The sequence below is a fragment of the Clostridium arbusti SL206 genome (assembly GCF_000246895.1).
Taxonomy (GTDB): domain Bacteria; phylum Bacillota; class Clostridia; order Clostridiales; family Clostridiaceae; genus Clostridium_I; species Clostridium_I arbusti.
Genome location: NZ_BAEV01000003.1, coordinates 38,459 through 58,584 on the forward strand (window position 1 = coordinate 38,459; position 20,126 = coordinate 58,584).

Sequence of the window (20,126 nt, forward strand, 5' to 3'; positions counted from 1 at the left end):
AAAATATTTAAGAGGTGAATTCTTATGGAATTTATAGTTAATAATGAAAATATGACTATGGAACTTGGTAAAAAACTAGGTTCTGTTTTAAATCCAGGTGATATAATATGCTTGAATGGCGATCTTGGTACTGGTAAAACTCATTTTACAAAGGGGATTGCAAAAGGTCTTTTAATAGATGAGTATATAACAAGCCCTACATTTAATATAGTAAATGAATACAATGGAAGATTAAAATTATACCATTTTGATGTCTACAGGGTTAATGATCCTGACGAAATATATGCTATAGGTTTTGATGAATATATTTTTAGTGATGCTGTAAGCATCATAGAATGGTCAACTTATATTGAAGAACTTATCCCTTTGGAACGCATTTCTATTACCATAGAAAAACTTCCTGAAAAAGGTGATAATTATAGAAAAATAGTACTAAATTATTCTGGAGATAGATACAATTATGTAAAGGGGATTAAACTATGAGAGTTTTAAGTATAGACTCAGCTACAGAAGCTGCAACTTGTGCGGTTATTGAAGATGAAAGACTGCTTGGAGAAATTACCTTCAACTATAAAAAACAACATTCTGTTATTTTAATGACTATAATTGATAACCTGCTTAAAAATATAAATGCAGATATAAATACTATAGATGGCTTTGTGGTTTCAAAGGGTCCTGGATCCTTCACAGGTCTTAGAATCGGTATGTCTACTATTAAAGGCTTAAGTCAAGGCTCAACTAAACCCTTTATAAGTATTTCAAGCCTTGATGCTTTAGCTTATAATATGGCTTATACCTCTGGCATTATATGCCCTATATTAAATGCTCTAAGGGGTAATGTATACACTGCTCTATATAAATTTGAAGGAAATAATTTAAAAAGACTTACAGATTACAAAATTATATCCATAGAAGAACTTTTAGCTCTTGTTAAAAATCAGGACAGTTCAGCTACATTTATTGGAGATGGAATAGCTTTATTTAAAAATCAAATACAGGAATATCTACCAGAAGTAAGATTTGCTCCTACTCATTTGAATTTAGTTAAAGCATCTTCCTTAGGCGAACTTGGTCTTAAAAAATTAACTCAAGGTGAAAGTGATGATTTATATAATTCAGCTCCTATATATATAAGAAAATCTCAAGCTGAAAGAGAGTATGAAAAAAGGACTGGTAAAAGTATAGATGAATAATTTAGTAGTTTGTCCTTTCGAAGAAGAATATATAGATGCTATTTTATCTATAGAAGAACTAAGTTTTAAAGATCCCTGGAGCAGAGATTCCATGGAAAGAGAACTTAATAATAGCTTTGCAAGATACTTAGTTGTAAAATATAATGATAAAGTTATAGGTTACGGTGGAATGTGGCTAATCTTAGACGAAGGACATATTACAAACATTGCAGTTGCCCCAAAGTATAGATGTATGGGTGCAGGAAATGTCATACTGAAATCTCTTATAGATATTTGTGAAAAAGAGCAAATTAATTCTCTTACTTTAGAAGTTAGAATGACAAATACAATTGCACAAAAGCTTTATAATAAATTTGGATTTGTCTCAGAAGGAATAAGGAAAAATTATTATGCTGATAATAATGAAGATGCATTAATAATGTGGAAGAGAAACATACAAACAACCATATAGTACAAGTAAAAGAGAGTGTTTAAAATAATTTTAAACACTCTCTTTTACTTGTACACTTTATGCTTTACTTTGGGCTGTTTCTATTTTTTGTGCTTCTTTATGAATTAATGGTGATACAGCCTTATAAACTGCCATTGTTATCACTGAAGCTATTACACCTTTTATTAAATTAAAAGGAAGTATTGCAAATACTATAAATGTATTTAAATTTTTTATATTTGGATTAAGTTTTGATCCCATACCAACTACTGCATTAATTGGAAAATGAAGTACAGTTTCATAAAGTGGAAGTATTACAAAGTAATTGAGAACACTAGCAGCAATTGACATTACAATAGTTCCTGCTGCAAGCCCAATTAAAGCATTAGTTCTTGTTTTCCTTCTCTTATATATTATACCTGCTACAGCAACAAAAATTCCACCCACTAAGAAGTTTGCTAACTCACCTATAAAAGCAGTTTGACTTCCAAATAAACCATGTAGTATATTCTTTAATAATTCTATTATGATTCCTGCAACTGGACCTAAAGCGAAAGCACCTATAAGTGCTGGTAAATCACTAAAATCAATTTTTAAAAATGATGGGAATATTGGTATAGGTACTTCAATAAACATAATCAAAAAACCTATAACACTTAGTATTGCTGTTTTAGTCATAACATTTAATTTTGAATTTTTCATAATTTTACCTCCAATTTTGATTTATCTTCAAGAGGCAGTAATCAAAAAGCCCTGATTATATAATCAGGGCAATAAATGCATTTACATATTCTCTCTTCTTTCATCCAGACTTTACTGTCGGCTTCGGAATTTAACCGAATCATACCAAAAATTGGTTCGCGGGCTATACCGCCGGTAGGGAATTTCACCCTGCCCTGAAGATTATCTTTATTTAATTTATACTCATATTATAATACATATTTTTTAAAAATTCAATACTTACTCAGTACTACTTTAGTTTAAATTTTCACCATCAAATTTTCAATAAAAATCTATATTATTTTTTCATAGTAAGTGATATTCTGTTTCTCTTTTCATCAATTTCCAAAACTCTTACTTCCACTATATCTCCAACTTTCACTATATCTAAAGGATGTTTTACAAATTTATCTGAAAGCTGACTAATATGTACAAGTCCATCTTGATGCACTCCAATATCAACAAAGGCACCAAAGTCTGCCACATTTCTCACTGTACCTGTAAGTATCATATCTGGTTTAAGCTGTGTAATATCAATTATTCCAGTTTTAAGTACTGGTTTTGGCATTTCTTCTCTTGGATCTCTTCCAGGTTTTTTTACTTCTTTAACTATATCTAAAAGAGTTGGAACTCCTATTTCTAATTTTTCTGCAAGCTTATCTACTCCTATAAACTTAAGTTTACTGTCCATATCCACAAGCTTTCCCTCTTTAATATCCTTTTCTGTATAGCCTAATATATCTAAAAGTTCCTTTGCCGCTTTATATGATTCTGGATGTACAGAAGTATTATCCAATGCCTCCTTACTTTCCATAACTCTTAAAAAACCTGCACACTGTTCATAGGCTTTAGGACCTAATCTTTTTACTTTTAAAAGTTCTTTTCTACTCTTAAATTTTCCTTTTTCCTCTCTATAGTCAACTATATTTTTAGCTATATTACTGTTAACTCCTGATACATAGGAAAGTAGTGATGGTGTTGCTATATTTAAGTCTACGCCAACACTATTAACACAATCTTCAACTACACCTTTTAAAGATTCATCCATTTTCTTAGGTGTAACATCATGTTGATACTGTCCTACTCCTATAGATTTAGGATCTATCTTTACAAGTTCAGCTAATGGATCTTGGAGCCTTCTACCAATAGATATAGCCCCTCTTATAGAAACATTTATATCTGGATATTCTTTACTTGCTAGCTCCGAAGCCGAATAGACAGAGGCTCCCGCTTCTGAAACTATTACATAATACAAATCCATATTCTTTTCATCTTTAACTTCTTTTATAAGTCTAGCTACTACTTCTTCAGATTCTCTACTTGCCGTTCCATTTCCAAGAGAAATCATACCTACATTATACTTATATATAAGTTGTTTTAATACTCTTATAGATCCCTCTACATCATTTTGAGGTGCAGTTGCATAAACTGTTGCTATATCCAATAGTTTACCTGTTTCATCTAATACAGCTATTTTACAACCAGTTCTAAAACCAGGGTCATACCCTAAAACTGCCTTTCCCTTTATAGGAGACTGCATTAATAGTGCCTTTAGATTAGACTTAAATATCTCTATAGCACCATCTTCTCCAACTTCAAATAATTCTGATCTTATTTCTCTTTCTATAGAAGGATATATAAGCCTTTTTAAAGAGTCTTTTACACTGTTCTCTACGTACTTATCAGTTTTTTCATTTCCCTTTAAACATTTATTGTTTAAATAATCTATTATTCTACCTCCATCACAAGTTACCTTTACTGATAAAACTTTTTCTTTTTCCCCTCTGTTTATAGCAAGAATTCTATGTGGAGGAATCTTATCTACAGCTTCTTTGTAGTCATAATACATTTCATAAGGTGTAGGCTCATCGCTGCTTCCACTAGTTTCAATAATACCTTCTTTTTGAACTAGATTTCTTATCCACTTTCTATATTCTGCTTCATCAGAAATCATTTCACTTATAATATCTCCTGCGCCATTTATTGCTTCCTGTACTTTAGTTACTCCCTTTTCTTCATTAATGAACTGTTTAGCATATCCTTCAGCATCTTCTTGTAATTCACCACTAAAAATAACTTCTGCTAAAGGTTTCAATCCTTTTTCTACAGCTATAGTAGCCCTTGTTCTCTTCTTTTGTTTATATGGTCTATATAAATCTTCTACTTCTGTTAAAGTATCTGAATTCATAACACTTTGTTTTAATTCGTCCGTTAATTTTCCCTGTTCTTCAATAGATTTTATCACTGTTTCTTTTCTATCTTCTAAGTTTTTTAAATATGTAAGCCTGTCATTTAAATTTCTAAGTAAAGTGTCGTCAAGACCACCAGTTCTCTCTTTTCTATATCTTGCTATAAAAGGTACCGTACTCCCCTCATCTAACATTTCTATAACACTATCTACTTGTTTTATAGTTATTTTAAACTCTTCAGCCAATCTTTCATTAATGTTTATCATTCTTTTGTACCCTCCTAATAATATGCATAACTTTATTATACCATTAATTATTATAGTGTACTTTATTGATGAATTTCAAGCATCTATTACTTTCTTATAAAATCCATAGAAAAAACTGTTACGATATTATTCCATTTATTTTTATGTAGCAATCATCAGATAAAATCTATTAGGCATGTGAAAATAAATAGTAAGTCAAAGATGCCACGAATATTTTGAATTGATCAAGGAAGCAGGTGACCAGGATAGTGGGCTATCTGAGGGTTCTGCTGATGTAGTAGGATTCAAAATAGGCTAGCATACTGACTAATTATTTATTTGAATATGCCTTAATTGTAATACACAGATAGACTTGTACATAATATGTATAAAAGCATACAGAAATTAACAGGGAGATATATATGAAAAAGAAAATAGCATCCATTTTTTTAATAGTATTTATATTAATATCTATATTTAGTTTTCATGAAATTACTTCTATTCATAAATTTGACTCTAACGCAGTAAAAGAAAATATTAATTATCTATCCTCAGATACATTTAAGGGAAGACTGGCAGGTACCTTTGAAAATGAACAAGCCTCTGCATACATTAAATCCGAATTTAAAAAAAATGGAATAAAACCACTTAATAAAGATTATTATGAAAACTTTAAAGTAATTTATCCAGAAAAAATATCTGGAGCTCCTTATTTAAGAGTTATAAATAAGCAGGGACAAACTATTAAGGTATTTAATTATGGTACGGATTTCAAAGAAGATATGATATCTTTCAAGCAAAATCGTACTTCTTTCTCTAAAGGATCTTCAGTAACAGTTAAAGATACTTTTATAAGAGTATCTTCTGGGAAAGGCAACTATGTATTCTATACACCTGATGATAATAATCTTGATTTTAGAAGTTCTTTCGATAGCAGTAGTAAATTTTCTCTTTTAATTATGGTGAAAAAAGACACACTTAAGGCTATGGAAAACTATCTAAATGACAACAATACCATAGACTGCTTTATTCCCTATAAAGAAACAGAAACAAGCGTTAATAATGTAGTTGGATACATAAAAGGTAAAAATTCATCTCTTCCACCAATAGTTATCTCTGGTCATTTTGATCACTTAGGTGAGGATCTTTTAAACACCACCTATCCTGGGGCTTTAGATAATGCTTCTGGAATAAGTTTTGTTATGGAAATGAGTAAATATATTAAATCTCTAGGCACTCCAGATAGGGATATAATATTTGCAGCATTCAATGGTGAAGAATATGGTCTTAGAGGATCAGAAGTATTTGCAAATGAGTACCTAACTAGGCTTGAAGGTGGAAAAGTATTTAATTTTGATATGATTGGTAGTGATAATTCTGTACCTCTAGGTATTATGGGAGCCAAGGATGATAGTGATAAAACTCCACTTATTTACGTTATTTCAAAAATATGTACTGACAATAACATACATTACAATAATCTTTTTGAAGACAACAGTGATCACAGTCCTTTTAGAAAACTTGGAATTGATGCTATTACCTTTTGTGATAATGATACGAAAAGAATTCACACTCCTAATGATAAAGCAGAATTTATAAGCACTGCTTCCATAGACAGAGCTTATAATGTGTCTTCAAAAGAAATACTGCATCTTAGCTTTGGAAGAAACCCAATAGTAATGTATAGTAGATATGTAGCTACCCTTTCCCTTACATGTACAGTTATATGCACATTTTATTTGATAGTTATATATAAGAAGGATGTATAAATTTAAAGTCTGTATTTAAATATAAACACTATCAAATTCCATTTAAACTATGTGAATTGATAGTGTTTCCTCCTCTTATTACTGTTGTCTAGATAATACTTTAATTAAAACTTTACTTATTCTTTTCTTATCACATTTTAATATAACAAACTCATAGTTTTCATAAATAACTTTTTGATTAACCTTAGGATATGAGTCTAACTGTGAGTAAACCCATCCCCCTATAGTGTCAATATTTTCTTCATCAATATCTGTATCTAAAAGCTCATTAATATCTTCAATAATAACTTTTCCATCTACAATATAGTTTCCATTTTCACTTTTATTAATTTCTTTTCCCTCTTCATCAAACTCATCTTGGATTTCTCCTACAATTTCTTCTAATATATCTTCAGTGGTTACTAGACCTGATGTTCCTCCGTATTCATCTATTATTATAGCTATTTGTGCTTTTTCCATCTTAAACACCTTAAACAGCTCGCTTATTGACAAAGATTCAGGTACAAACTTTATCTCGCGAATAATCTCCTCTATATTTTGGTTATCATCATGAATTTTCTGTTTATATAAATCTTTAATGTGTATAAAACCAATAATATTATCCTTACCATCTCTATAAACTGGATACCTAGTAAACTGTTCTTCTAATGTGGTCTCTACTATTTCATTAAATGCATTATCAATAGAAATGCATTCCATATCCGTACGTGGTACCATTATCTCTTTCACAGTTTTTTCAGAAAAATCAAATATATTATCCACAAAGGTTAATTCTGTCTTATCTATTAATCCATGATTATAGCTATCTTCAACTAATAATTTTATTTCTTCATCCGTATGAGCTGCTTCATGTTCCTCTATTTGTGAAATACCAAATAGTCTTAGAACTAGACTAGTACTATGGTTAAATGCCCACATTATAGGATAAGTTAATTTATAGAACATAATAAGTGGCACTGCCGTATATATAGCTATTTTTTCTGCACTTATAATAGCTATTGATTTAGGGGCTAATTCACCAAGCACTATATGAAAAGCTGTTATTATTGCAAATCCAAGTACAAATGAAATAGAATGAATAGTATTTTCCGGTATATGTATTATATGAAACAAAGGCATAAGCATATCAGCTACAGCTGGTTCTCCTATCCAACCTAAACCTAAAGATGCTAAAGTTATTCCCAATTGACAGGCAGACAGATATGAATTTAAATTATTTACCACTTTTGATGTATATTTTGCACTTCTATTTCCCTCATGTACTAAGGTATCTATTCTAGATTTCCTTACCTTTACCATTGCAAATTCTGTGGCAACAAAAAAACCATTCATAAATACAAGTAAAATTACAATAATAATATTTATTAAAATAATCATATAATGATGATTTCCTCCCTAATAAATTTTAATCTTTCAATGCTGATTTTTCTAGCTTTCTTTGTATATAATTTATCAGGTATCTTTTCATGTTGCCTATCTACATCCATTTATCTTTTCTCCTAAATTTTATTATATTGGTATAATTATCATATCAAGCATATATTACTAAGTCAAATAATCTAATCAACATTCATTCTAATTAATTTTCATTTGCCCTTAGATTTTATCACTAATTAAACTGTCTTTTGTATTCTTTCCCCCAATCACACATGGATTTTAAAAGAGGTCTTATACTCTCTCCAAGCTCAGTAAGCCCATATTCAACTCTAAGTGGAACTTCTGCATAAGCTTTCCTATAGATTATCTTGTCCCTTTCTAATTCTCTTAGCTGCATAGTCAAAGTTTTATGAGTAATATCAGGTAATAATCTTTTTAGTTCATTAAACCTAATAATTTCCTTCGATAAATGCCAAAGAATTGCTACCTTCCATTTTCCGCTTAAAATATTTATAGTTATATTAATAGGACAACTTGGTGTTAAATTTTCTACCTTTGACATATTTATTCTCCCACCCATTTAAATTATCTGAATATTTTATTTTATTAACATATATAATATCATTTTTGATACCAGGTTTCAAATTTGTGCCTACTTTTATTTTAATTTTTTTAATGATACTATAATGTTAATCAATTAATGAAAGGAAGATTTTTATGAATGAAGTTTTAAAAACTCTCAAAAATAGAAGAAGTGTAAGATCCTATTTATCAGAACAAATACCAGAAGAAGACTTACAGGCAATACTTGAGGCCGGCATTTATGCACCTACTGCTCATAATGACCAACCATGGCATTTTACAGTTATACAAAGTAAAGAAAAAATTCAATATATTAGTGACAAGTCTAAAGAACTAATGGCAAAATCCAACACTGAATGGATTAAAAAGATGGGATTGAATCCTAAAATAAATTTAATGTATGGCGCACCAACACTTATTATCGTATCTGGTAGAAAAGATGCTGTTGCACCTAAAGTAGATTGTTCTGCAGCAATTGAAAATATGCTTATTGCCGCAGAAAGTTTAAATATAGGTTCTGTTTGGCTTGGGCTGGTAACTTTTTTCTTTCAATTAGAAGATGAAGTAAAAAAACTAGGTATTCCTGAAGGTTATGAACCCTACTATGGCGTGGCCTTTGGCCATAAAACTACTGAAAAAAAAATGATTGCACCAAAACGAAATTTAGATGTAGTTAACTATATAAAATAATGTTTATAGCTTACTTAATGCGTATCCTAAAGACTTCTTTACTTTCGTCAGTAGAAAAGCTATATAAAGTTAAACTAACAAGTCAAAATACTAAATTTACTATATAATTTAGTATTTTGACTTGTTAGTTATTTTCACCATTTTGTTGTCTCAATTTTTCAGCTGCAATTTCAGGGAAAACTGTATTTATCATAATTCCTGTACTGATTTCAAAGCCTGCTCCCTTAACAGTTCTAGGACATATTTCAATATAAAAATGATAATATGAATTATCTTCTTTAACAAAATTATAGTATATATTATATGATATATCTCCTAGGACATTATAGATCATACCTGTAACATTTTTCATAACATTACTTAAATCCATTATTTCCACTTCATTTAGATTAAGTATAGTACTTGAATGTTTCCTTTTGATAATTTGAACTTCATATTTAAAAGTAGATGCATAGGGACAGAGAGCCACAAATTCCTTGCCTTCATACACAATTCTTTTCTTATCCTTAATTTCTTCTTTTAAAATGTCACATAAAATACAAGTATTTTTATCCTTGTAATACTTCTTACAATTTTCTATTTCTCTCTCAATTTTTTGAGGTAATATATTAATACCAATAATTTGAGAGTGACAATGTTGTAACGATGCACCTGCCTCTCTTCCATTATTTTTAAATATCTGTACATACTTAATAAAGGAAGATTTATATATATTTGTTGAAATATTTATATATGCTTTTATTATCTCAGATATATGTTCTTTAGTAAGTTCAAAAAATCTTGTATTATGATCTCTACCTTCAATGACCACATAATGGAATCCATATATATTACTATTAGCTTCCTCTTTCTTAAATACGGCTGGATATTTATTTTCAACTACCTTAACAAAATTAGAGCCTTGATTCTCATAGATTTTTTTAGACGTCATATGTTGATTCTCTTGGCAAAAGGGACAATCTTTTTTAAAAGTTATCCTTTCAATCTTCTGTTTATCTGCAGGAAAATCACTTGGCCTTTTTGACCTATTTTCTGACATTATTACAACTTCATTAGAAATAGGATTTATTCTCATGTGCGGCATGTTATTCCCTCCTCATATATTGGTTAGAGTCTATTACTCATACTAATATTAAACAGTTTACTGTAATTGGAGTAATTGTAGCCATTAGTCCTCAGACAATTCTTTAAATGCATTTCTAATACTTTTTATAGTTTTTTCAATATCCTCTTCACTATGAGCGTTTGATACAAAGAAAGTTTCAAACTGAGATGGTGGTAAATATATTCCACTCATAAGCATACTTTTAAAATATTTTGCAAATGATTTTATATTACATTTCTTAGCATCATCATAACTCATTATCTTTTTATTTGAAAAGAATACGGTCATCATAGATCCAACTCTGTTTACATTAGCTTCTATCTTAAAATCTGATATAGCTTTCTCTATTCCAGTTTGAAGCATTTTACCTTTATTTTCAAGATCTACATATACCTTTGGATTATCCTTTAAATATGCTAGAGTTGTTATTCCAGCTGTCATGGAAAGTGGATTACCAGATAGGGTACCCGCTTGATAAACAGGCCCTAATGGGGCTACACACTGCATTATTTCTTTTTTTCCTCCATAAGCTCCTACGGGAAGTCCTCCACCTATTATCTTACCAAAACAAGTCAAATCAGGTTCCACATTGTAAAGGCTCTGAGCTCCTCCAATGGCAACTCTAAATCCAGTCATTACTTCATCTATAATTAAAAGGCTATTATATTGTCTTGTTATTTTTCTTACATAATCTATAAACTCTTGAGTTGCAGGAACTACTCCCATATTTCCCGAAATAGGTTCCATAATAACTGCTGCGATTTCTTTACCATGTTCTTTAAATATATCAGAAACAGATTCAATACTATTATATTCTGCAACTATAGTATTGTTAGTAATACTCTCTGGTACTCCACTGCTACTTGGTACTCCATGAGTCAATGCCCCTGACCCAGCCTGAACTAAAAGACAATCTCCATGTCCATGGTAGTTACCTGCGAATTTTACTATTTTATTTCTTCCAGTATATCCTCGTGCCACTCTTAAAGCACTCATAGTAGCTTCTGTGCCAGAATTGACCATTCTTATCATCTCTATAGATGGTACAATTTCTCTTATTAATTCTGCAATTTCTACTTCAAGTCTAGTAGGAGCTCCAAAACTTAAAGATTTATTAATTTGTTCCTTTAATTTATGATTTACTATAGACGGATTATGGCCTAAAATCATTGGTCCATAAGAACCTATATAATCTATGTATTCATTGTTATCCTCATCATAAATTTTACTTCCATCTGCTCTCACTATGAATGGTGGAGTCATGTCTACATCTTTAAAAGCTCTTACTGGGCTATTAACTCCTCCGGGTATGATTTCCATTGCTCTCTTAAAAAGTTCAACTGACTTTGTATTATTTGCTCTGTTTTTCATTATAATTCACCTCGTATAATTACATTAGTGTTCATTTTAGAAAATGTCCAAAGACCTTTTCTTAGTTGAAAGTTGATAGTGTACAGTGGAAAGTTTAAAATCAGTTAGGCATGTGAAAATAAATAGTAAGTCAAATATGCGACGAATATTTTGAATTGAGCAAGGAAGCAGGTGACCAGGATAGTGGGCTATCTGAGGGTTCTGCTGACGCAGTAGGATTCAAAATAGGCTAGCATACTGACTAGTTATTTATTTGAATATGCCTTAAAAGTTATAAATTAAGAATTAATTATTTTAATAAATCAACAATACCATCCACAGTATGAGTCTTTGCGCATTTATAATTATTTATATTAAATGCCTTAAGAGCATTTCCTGTAATAGGCCCTATGCATATTATTTCTTTATTATCTAGTATTCCAAAGCTATCATTATCCATCTTTAAAGTTTCCATAAATCCCTTTACACAAGATGGACTAGTAAATGTAATAACATCAACATCCCTTAGTGCACTTGTTAACTCTCCCACTTTATAATTTGGAGTAACTACATTGTATATGTATACAGTTTCAAGTTTAGCACCTATTTGCTCCAGAGTCTTTGATATAGAATTGTGAGCAATATTGGAAGTAGGCAACAAAACCTTTTCTCCTAATTTAACCTTATTCTTTAATTCTTGTGACAATTTTTCTGATTCAAATTCCTTTGGAGTAATTTCAGCTTTCAAGTAGTAATTTTTCAATGTTTTCTCTGTAGAACTACCGATTACAGCTATTTTTGCTTTACCTATAGCCCTTACATCACCTTTATATTTCATCAATCCTTTAATGAATATATTTACGGCATTTTCACTGGTAAAAACTATCCAATCATATTGCTCTATATCTTCATATATATACTCTACAGAATCAATATTATCCTTTATTTCTATCATAGGAAAATTTATAGGATCTGCGCCTATACTTTTAATCTTTGAACATATCTTTTCTGATTGTTCCTTTGATCTAGTTACAAGTACCTTTTTATTGGAATTAATATTATCTTCAAACCAATTTAGGTATTTTCTAAGTGAAACTACCTCCCCTACTACAATCAATGCTGGAGATTCCATTTCTGATTTGAAATTTTTAATATTTTCTAGAGTTCCACATACTGTTTTTTGATTTTCACCAGTACCATGAGATATTACTGCAACCGGAGTTTCCTTTTTCTTTCCGTACTTCATAAGATTTTCACATATAGATTCTAGATTGCCAAGTCCCATAAAGAAAATCAAAGTTCCAGAGAGCTTTGCAATAACACTATAATCTATAGCCTCATCTTGCTTAGATGGATTCTCATGACCTGTTATTACATGAAATGAACTACTTATATTTCTATGAGTTATAGGAATCCCTGCATACGCAGTAACTGCATTCACTGCTGAAATTCCAGGAACAATTTCAAATTTTATTCCCTCATTAAAAAGATGAATAGCTTCTTCTCCGCCTCTTCCAAATACAAAAGGATCTCCACCTTTTAATCTTACAACACGTTTTCCCTCTTTTGCTTCACTTGCAAGTAGCTTGTTTATGTCCTGCTGAGGTATTGTGTGATTACCAGCTTTCTTTCCCGCATCTATTTTTTCTGATGTTTTTCTAGCATAGGACAAAAAATTTGTATTTATAAGTCTATCGTAGACTATCACATCAGCATTTTTTATACATTCCAATGCCCTTAAAGTTATAAGCTTTTCATTTCCTGAACCCGCGCCAATAATATACACTATGCCTTCTTTCACAATTATTTACCTCCCTCTAAAAGACCTTTAAGTTTTCTAGCAAGCTCTATACCTATATTCTCATAGTCATTTATACTTCCTGTAGTCTCACTCTTAAAAATAGTAGTATTATTATCATCACATACAAAACCTTCTAATTCAATTTTATCGTTAGATACAGTTGCATGAGCCCCGATAGCAATACTACACCCTCCGTTCATCTCCCTTAAAAAGGCCCTTTCTGAAAGTATACACTTAAATTCTATTTCATCTACAAGAGTATTAACAATAGATTTTACATCCATATCTCCTCTTCTAAACTCTACACACAGTGCTCCTTGGCCTACAGAAGGTATACACTTATGGATATCAATGTATTGTGATATATTCTTTTCCCATCCCATTCTTTTAAGCCCTGCTGCTGCAAGTATTATAGCATCCGCTTCTCCATTTAACATTTTTTTTATTCTAGTATCTATATTTCCTCTCAGAAGCTTAAACTCTAAATCAGGACGAAGTTTTCCTATCTGAACCATCCTCCTCAAGCTGCTAGTTCCTATAACTGCGCCTTTAGGAAGTTTTTCAATAGTTAATTCATTTTTAGATATAAGTGCATCTCTTGGGTCTTCTCTTTTTAATACTGATAAAATTTCAAATTCCTTTAAAACAACATTTTGTACATCCTTCATGCTATGTACAGCTAAATCTATATTGTTATTTTTTAAATTATCTTCAATTTCAGCTATAAATAGGCCTTTGCCTCCAATTTTACTCAAACTTTTATCTAATATTTTATCACCTGTAGTTTTGATTATCTTTACCTCTATTTCCAGGCTCGGATACTTACTTCTTAATTCATCAATAACCATATTAGTTTGAGTAATCGCAAGCTTACTTCCACGAGTACCTATTATAATCTTAGATTTCATATAAAAACCTCTTTCAAAGTTTATTCAATAATTATCCGCATGGATGAAAATCTATAAATTTCTATAGAATAAAAAATATGATTTTTAAATCATACACTGTTATAATGCAATATTTTTTTCAACTTGAAGTTTAGACGTATCATTTACATTACATCCATAAACATCTATACTTTCATCTTTAATCCAATCTAAGTATTTATATACATCTTCTCTGACTAATACCATACCCCTATCGAATTCTTTAATACGCTTATTTTCATTTTCTTTTGCTATTTTTTCAATATCATCTATAACATACAGACTAACTCCATCAATATATCCAATTTTTGGGTCTACATCCCTTGGCACAGATAAATCAAGTATACAAATAGATTTTTCACTATAGTTCTTTAGAAATTCCTCTTTATGTACAACAAAATGTGGTGCACTTGTACAGCTTATTATAACATCTACATCTTTAATAACATCATACTTATTATCAAAATCTATGCCTTCAATATTATCTGAAATAACTTCTAAATCTGTAACTTTATTTTTAGTTCTATTAGTAATATATATTTTTTCTACACCTTCTGATAGCAAATACTTTATAGCTATTTTACTCATTTTACCAAGACCTACTACAAGAACTTTTTTCCCTCTAAGACTTCCCAAATGTCTATTTATAAGTTTTATACCTATAGCACTTACAGATGTGGATGCATGAGATATATTAGTAATAGTCTTAACCTTTTTAGCATTAGTAATAGAGTTCAAAAATAGTCTGTTTAAGATCTTTCCACTACCTTTATTCTTAAGTGCTTCATTATAGGCAGTTTTTACTTGCCCCAATATTTGATCTTCTCCTAATACCATGGATTTAAATCCATTGGTTACTTGAAAAAGATGGTCAATTACATCGAAGCCTGACCTGCACGCTACATTATCATTAATTTCTTCTATATCTATATTAAAAAATGAAGAATAAAAATTGCGCAAGTATCCTTCTCCATTTTCTTCTTCCAAAATTCCATATACTTCACTTCTATTACAAGTAGATAAAATTACAGCCTCTTTTAAAACACCCTCATCTTTTATTTTTTCAAATGCTCTTTTTATAGCACTAGAGGTAAAGTTCACTTTTTCACGGGTTTCTAAATTACTATATTTATAATCAATTCCAGCCATAACTAAATAATACATTAAATATTCACCTTCTAAAATTATTAGACATTTAAAAAGAAATATCAAGCTAAAGATACTTTTTATTTCAAGAAAAATGTCTTAGGATAAGACATTTTAACGTCTTATCCTCCAACACTATAATATTAATAATAAGACATCTAAAAAGAAATAACAAGTTAAATGTGATGAATAGACTTACTCATTATTCCTTTAAAGATGCCTAAAATCTCTGTATTCAATAAATAAATTTTATAGATTTAATAAATCAATAATTGATTCAGCTTTCTTATCAGAATTAAACTCTGATTCATTTATATTCAATGATATTACAGGATATTCTGATTTTTCATAATCAAATATGTTATCACAGTCTTCACTGAAAGCATTTGGATTTCTCTTCTTGCATATTTCATTAGAAGCCTCTACTAATACTTCTACATAATTATCTTTTCCAATTACATTTCTAGCATATTCTCTAGCTTCCTTAAATCTGCTTACAGAAGTTACTATAGTTATAGTTCCACTATCTGCAAATAAACTTGAAACTTCTGATATTCTTCTAGTTTGCTCATAAGAATCTTTAGGCGAAAATGCTAAATCACTACTTAATCCAAATCTTACATGAGCTGAATCTATGTAATATACTTTCTTTCCAAGCTCAAAAAGTTTCTTTTCAAGTTTAACTGCAATTTCATTTTTTCCACATCCAGGAAGTCCTGTAAGCCATATTACTTTGCCCTTCTGTCCTAATACTTTTTCTCTATCTTTTTTTGATACAAGTCTCTTTCGTATAGTTATGTTTTTACTCTTTACATTTACTATTTCTCTGTTTAAAGAGTCATCTACATTTGATATTATTCCGCCACCAGCAGTATCATAATTATCTATTATTACAAATCTACCCAATGCCTGTATATTACCAAAAGCATCAAAACAAATAGGTGTCTTTGTCTTTATAGTAACTTCTGCAACGTCATTTTTCTTTATATAGTTTAATTCTGTATTAGTTTTCAATGAAGCTGCATCTATTATCTTATTAATTGAGAAAACTTCAAACTCTACTTCCTGTGTGGCAATTTTAAGTTTATATTTTTTACCTCTCTCTAGATTGTTTTTACCCATCCAGAATACATTGGCATTAAAAATATTAGCTGTAGCAACGTGATCTTCTTTATGGCAAATAACTTCGCCTCTTTTATTAAAGAATTCATCTTCAACAGTAATTCCTACAGACATTCCTGCTGAAACTATATCAGTTTTGTCTTTATTTTGCCAAGCTTCAATGGATTTAACTCTAGTAGTTTTACCACTTGGATATATTACAATTTCATCACCGGCTTTTAATGTACCTGCTTCTATTCTTCCAGCTATTATTCTTCTATCATCAAATTTGTAAACATCTTGTATTGGAAATCTTAATGGCTTTTCCTCTATACCCTTTGCCTTTTCTATTTTATCCATGCACTGTAGTACATAATCTCCCTTATACCAAGGCATAGCATCTGGTTTTGCTGTTATATTTTGTCCGTTAAAAGCTGATATTGGTATATACTTTTCAGGATAGACATTTAAATTGTTTAAAAACTCATTAAATTGTTCTTGTATTTCATTAAATCTCTCTTCTGAATAATCTACAAGATCCATTTTATTTACAAGTACATATACTTTCTTTATACCAAGTAGTGAAAGTATGTACCCGTGTCTTTTAGATTGTTCTTGAATACCTTCCTTTGCATCTATTAAAAGGAAGGCTGCTTCTGCACTAGCGGCCCCTGAAATCATATTTTTCAAAAATTCTTTATGACCTGGAGCATCAATTATTACATAGTCTCTTTTCTTTGTAAAGAATTGAATCATAGTTATATCTATAGTTATACCCTGTTTTTGCTCTTCTTCAAATGCATCTAAAAGGTATGCATATTCAAAGGATTTACCCTTTTCTTCTGATATTTTCTTTACCTTTTCTATAGCTCCAGCAGGAAGTGAATTTGTATCATATAATAATCTTCCTATAAGAGTTGATTTACCGTGATCTACGTGCCCAACTACAACAATATTTAAATTTTCTCTTTCGCTCTTCATTTTTGCCACCCCCAACTACATGTATCCATGTTTTCTAAGTTTTTCTAATGCATGAGCATCTTCTTGATCCTGTGCTCTTCCTGATCTTTCTGTTTCTTTAGTATTTTTTAATTCGTCTATTATTTCATCCAAAGTTGAAGCATTTGAGTCTATAGGCTTAGTGCAAGGAGCACAACCTAAACTTCTATATCTCTTTCCGTTTTTAGCAAAATATAAATCAATAATTGGAATATTTTCTCTCTTTATATATTCCCATATATCTATTTCTCTCCATCCTAGAAGTGGATGTATTCTTATATGATTTCCTTTTTTAAAGTCTGTCTTAAATTGATCCCAAAGCTCTGGTGGTTGATCTGTATAATCCCATTCTGATTCGGCATTTCTTTCACTAAATACTCTCTCTTTAGATCTTGATCCCTCTTCATCTCTTCTTACTCCAACAATAAGTCCTTCGAATTCGTATTTACTAACTACTTCTTGAAGTCCATCAGTTTTTAATGCCTTACAGCAGACTAGTCTTCCTTTTTGAGGTCCCATTCCCTCTTCTAATGCTTTCCAGTTCGTATTTACTATTAGATTCAAATTATATTCTTTAGCAATTTTGTCTCTAAATTTTATCATCTCTGGTATCTTAAAAGTAGTATCCACGTGAATTAATGGAAATGGGCAATTACCGAAAAATGCCTTCTGTGCAAGCCATAGCATTACTGTTGAATCCTTACCTATTGACCAAAGCATACCAAGTTTTCCAAAGTGTTTATATGCTTCTCTCAATATATATATACTTTCTGCTTCTAATCTGTCTAAATGATCCATAACAATTCCTCCTATTTTCCTAATACAAATCAATTTATCTTGTAGATTATTTTAAAATTAGATGTTTGTTATTTTAATAAATATCTAATTTTAAATATTTCTATCCAATCCTCTTTTATATCTCATATTTTTTTCTAAACTTCCAAATATCAATTTATCAATCACAAGACCAAGAACTATAATTATCACCATAACAGCCATAACCTGACTTATATCTGCAAGATCTCTACCAACCATAAGTATTTGTCCAAGTCCCTTAGTGGCTGATAGCATTTCACCTGCAATTAATGCTCTCCATGCAAAAGACCACCCTTGTTTCATGCCACTAATTATAGCAGGAAGTGCAGAAGGTATTACTACATTCCAATAAAGTTTTATTCCTCTTGCTCCCATAACTTTTCCAGCCTTCACATATAGTTGATTAACATTTTTTATTCCTGCCTCTGTAGCCATGCAAACAGCAAATATTGAACCAATAGTAATAACAAATATTATAGACTTTTCATTGAGCCCATACCAGAGTATTGCAAAAGGTAACCAACATACACTTGGAAGTGTTTGAAGTCCTAATATCAATGAACTGAAATTCTCATCTAGATATTTGTATCTCACGATAAGAAGTCCTAAACTTAAGCCTATGGCTAGTGAAATTAAATAGCCTATTGCAAGTCTTCTCAAACTTACTGCAATTGCAATAAACAATGAGCCATCTTTTACAAGTGAAATTAGTGTTTTAATTACATCAATTGGTGATGGAAAAGTATAGGGCTTCCATACTCCTAAGGCATCTACACCTATTTTATAGACCATCTCCCATATTATTAGTAGAATTATATAAAACATTATTCTTTTCAATACTCCAATCGCTGTCGTACTCAGCTTTTGCAACCTTCTCCACCTCCTCCTTAAGATCTTTCATAACCTGTGCGGATACATATGCAAGATCTACACTTTGTGCTTCTCTTGGTCTTGCAAGTTGAATTTTAAACTCACGTTTTACTCTTCCAGGGTTTGCAGACATTACTATTACCCTATCTCCTAAAAGTACAGCTTCTTCTACATTATGAGTTACAAACACTACAGTTTTCTTTGTTTCCCACCATATTTTTTGAAGTTCAAGTTGAAGTATACTTTTAGTTTGACTATCCAGAGCTGAGAAAGGTTCATCCATTAACAATAATTCTGAATCAAGTGTCAAAGCTCTTGCAAGAGATACTCTTTGCCTCATTCCTCCAGATAATTCATGTACAAAAGAATTTTGGAATTTAGTTAAGTGCACCATCTTAAGATATTTTAAAGCTTTTTCTCTTCTCTCTTCCTTTGATATTCCTGCCATCTTCATGCCAAACTCTACATTATCTATAACCTTAAGCCATGGAAATAATGCAGCTTCTTGAAACATAAATGCCTTATCAGGTCCAACTTCCTTTACTTCCTTGTCATTTAGAAGAATTTTACCAGAGGTAGGTTTTTCAAGTCCTGCAATTATATTAAGTAAAGTAGACTTCCCACAACCTGACGGTCCTAAAAGGCATATAAATTCACCTTGTTTAAAAGAAAGATTTATATTATCTAATGTAAATGTATCCTTATTTTTTGTTACAAATCTCTTACTAATTCCATCAACTACTAAGCTCAACTATTTCACCTCTTTTCTTATGATTTACATCTAAGGCACATTCAAATAAATAACTAGTCAGTATAC

At 30.6% G+C, this 20,126-nt stretch carries 18 protein-coding genes and 1 riboswitch; of the genes, 5 read left to right on the plus strand and 13 right to left on the minus strand.

The features are described from left to right. Nucleotides 1–24 precede the first annotated feature (24 nt). Genes tsaE through rimI form a run of 3 tightly spaced genes read left to right on the plus strand, consistent with a single transcriptional unit; the run spans nt 25 to nt 1,644 of the window. Nucleotides 25–483 (plus strand): tRNA (adenosine(37)-N6)-threonylcarbamoyltransferase complex ATPase subunit type 1 TsaE, encoded by a 459-nt coding sequence (tsaE, locus tag RH99_RS01170; RefSeq protein WP_010233259.1) that lies wholly within the window; start codon nt 25–27, stop codon nt 481–483. Next, a complete protein-coding gene (gene tsaB, locus RH99_RS01175; protein WP_010233262.1) occupies nt 480–1,193 on the plus strand; it encodes a tRNA (adenosine(37)-N6)-threonylcarbamoyltransferase complex dimerization subunit type 1 TsaB in 714 nt (237 codons plus the stop codon). The genes tsaE and tsaB overlap by 4 nt, the downstream gene beginning before the upstream one ends. Beyond that, nucleotides 1,186–1,644 carry a ribosomal protein S18-alanine N-acetyltransferase gene (rimI, locus tag RH99_RS01180; RefSeq protein WP_010233265.1) on the plus strand — a complete coding sequence of 153 codons (459 nt, stop codon included), beginning with the start codon at nt 1,186–1,188 and terminating at the stop codon, nt 1,642–1,644. The genes tsaB and rimI overlap by 8 nt, the downstream gene beginning before the upstream one ends. A gap of 57 nt (nt 1,645–1,701) precedes the next feature. Here rimI and RH99_RS01185 read toward each other — a convergent pair whose 3' ends face one another. Both RH99_RS01185 and RH99_RS01190 read right to left on the minus strand, forming a co-directional pair. After that, entirely contained in the window at nt 1,702–2,325 is a 624-nt protein-coding gene (locus tag RH99_RS01185) for an ECF transporter S component (protein ID WP_010233269.1), read from the minus strand. An 88-nt stretch (nt 2,326–2,413) separates the two neighbouring features. Next, a riboswitch (FMN riboswitch) is annotated at nt 2,414–2,531 on the minus strand. A 110-nt stretch (nt 2,532–2,641) separates the two neighbouring features. Beyond that, nucleotides 2,642–4,798 carry a Tex family protein gene (locus RH99_RS01190; protein ID WP_010233271.1) on the minus strand — a complete coding sequence of 719 codons (2,157 nt, stop codon included), beginning with the start codon at nt 4,796–4,798 and terminating at the stop codon, nt 2,642–2,644. Between the two features lie 401 nt (nt 4,799–5,199). On the opposite strand from RH99_RS01190, the gene RH99_RS01195 reads away from it, so the two are divergent. Then, the gene (locus tag RH99_RS01195; RefSeq protein ID WP_010233273.1) at nt 5,200–6,546 is read left to right on the plus strand and encodes a M28 family metallopeptidase; all 1,347 of its coding nucleotides are present in this window, start codon (nt 5,200–5,202) and stop codon (nt 6,544–6,546) included. 78 nt (nt 6,547–6,624) lie between these two features. On the opposite strand, the gene RH99_RS01200 is transcribed toward RH99_RS01195, so the two are convergent. Both RH99_RS01200 and RH99_RS01205 read right to left on the minus strand, forming a co-directional pair. After that, nucleotides 6,625–7,923, minus strand: coding sequence for a hemolysin family protein (locus RH99_RS01200; RefSeq protein WP_010233275.1), 1,299 nt, complete (start codon nt 7,921–7,923; stop codon nt 6,625–6,627). A gap of 232 nt (nt 7,924–8,155) precedes the next feature. Next, nucleotides 8,156–8,485, minus strand: a complete 330-nt coding sequence (locus RH99_RS01205; RefSeq protein ID WP_010233277.1) for a winged helix-turn-helix transcriptional regulator — start codon at nt 8,483–8,485, stop codon at nt 8,156–8,158. 155 nt (nt 8,486–8,640) lie between these two features. Between RH99_RS01205 and RH99_RS01210 the strand changes: the two genes are divergently transcribed. After that, complete coding sequence (locus tag RH99_RS01210; RefSeq protein ID WP_010233279.1) at nt 8,641–9,195, plus strand: nitroreductase family protein; 555 nt, start codon at nt 8,641–8,643, stop codon at nt 9,193–9,195. 124 nt (nt 9,196–9,319) lie between these two features. On the opposite strand, the gene galT is transcribed toward RH99_RS01210, so the two are convergent. From galT to RH99_RS01255, 9 genes are all read right to left on the minus strand, one after another. Then, the gene (gene galT, locus RH99_RS01215) at nt 9,320–10,279 is read right to left on the minus strand and encodes a galactose-1-phosphate uridylyltransferase (protein WP_010233281.1); all 960 of its coding nucleotides are present in this window, start codon (nt 10,277–10,279) and stop codon (nt 9,320–9,322) included. An 84-nt stretch (nt 10,280–10,363) separates the two neighbouring features. Continuing rightward, complete coding sequence (hemL, locus tag RH99_RS01220) at nt 10,364–11,671, minus strand: glutamate-1-semialdehyde 2,1-aminomutase (RefSeq protein WP_010233284.1); 1,308 nt, start codon at nt 11,669–11,671, stop codon at nt 10,364–10,366. A gap of 289 nt (nt 11,672–11,960) precedes the next feature. Then, nucleotides 11,961–13,451, minus strand: coding sequence for a uroporphyrinogen-III C-methyltransferase (gene cobA, locus RH99_RS01225; protein ID WP_010233288.1), 1,491 nt, complete (start codon nt 13,449–13,451; stop codon nt 11,961–11,963). 2 nt (nt 13,452–13,453) lie between these two features. Beyond that, nucleotides 13,454–14,359: a hydroxymethylbilane synthase gene (hemC, locus tag RH99_RS01230; protein WP_010233291.1), complete on the minus strand. Its 906-nt coding sequence runs from the start codon at nt 14,357–14,359 to the stop codon at nt 13,454–13,456. Between the two features lie 99 nt (nt 14,360–14,458). Beyond that, nucleotides 14,459–15,541 (minus strand): glutamyl-tRNA reductase, encoded by a 1,083-nt coding sequence (gene hemA / locus RH99_RS01235; protein WP_010233294.1) that lies wholly within the window; start codon nt 15,539–15,541, stop codon nt 14,459–14,461. Between the two features lie 231 nt (nt 15,542–15,772). Beyond that, nucleotides 15,773–17,605: a GTP-binding protein gene (locus RH99_RS01240; RefSeq protein ID WP_010233297.1), complete on the minus strand. Its 1,833-nt coding sequence runs from the start codon at nt 17,603–17,605 to the stop codon at nt 15,773–15,775. 15 nt (nt 17,606–17,620) lie between these two features. After that, nucleotides 17,621–18,421, minus strand: a complete 801-nt coding sequence (cysD, locus tag RH99_RS01245) for a sulfate adenylyltransferase subunit CysD (protein ID WP_010233300.1) — start codon at nt 18,419–18,421, stop codon at nt 17,621–17,623. 90 nt (nt 18,422–18,511) lie between these two features. Continuing rightward, nucleotides 18,512–19,264 (minus strand): ABC transporter permease, encoded by a 753-nt coding sequence (locus RH99_RS01250; protein ID WP_010233303.1) that lies wholly within the window; start codon nt 19,262–19,264, stop codon nt 18,512–18,514. Next, the gene (locus RH99_RS01255; RefSeq protein WP_010233305.1) at nt 19,221–20,060 is read right to left on the minus strand and encodes an ABC transporter ATP-binding protein; all 840 of its coding nucleotides are present in this window, start codon (nt 20,058–20,060) and stop codon (nt 19,221–19,223) included. The genes RH99_RS01250 and RH99_RS01255 overlap by 44 nt, the downstream gene beginning before the upstream one ends. Nucleotides 20,061–20,126 lie beyond the last annotated feature (66 nt).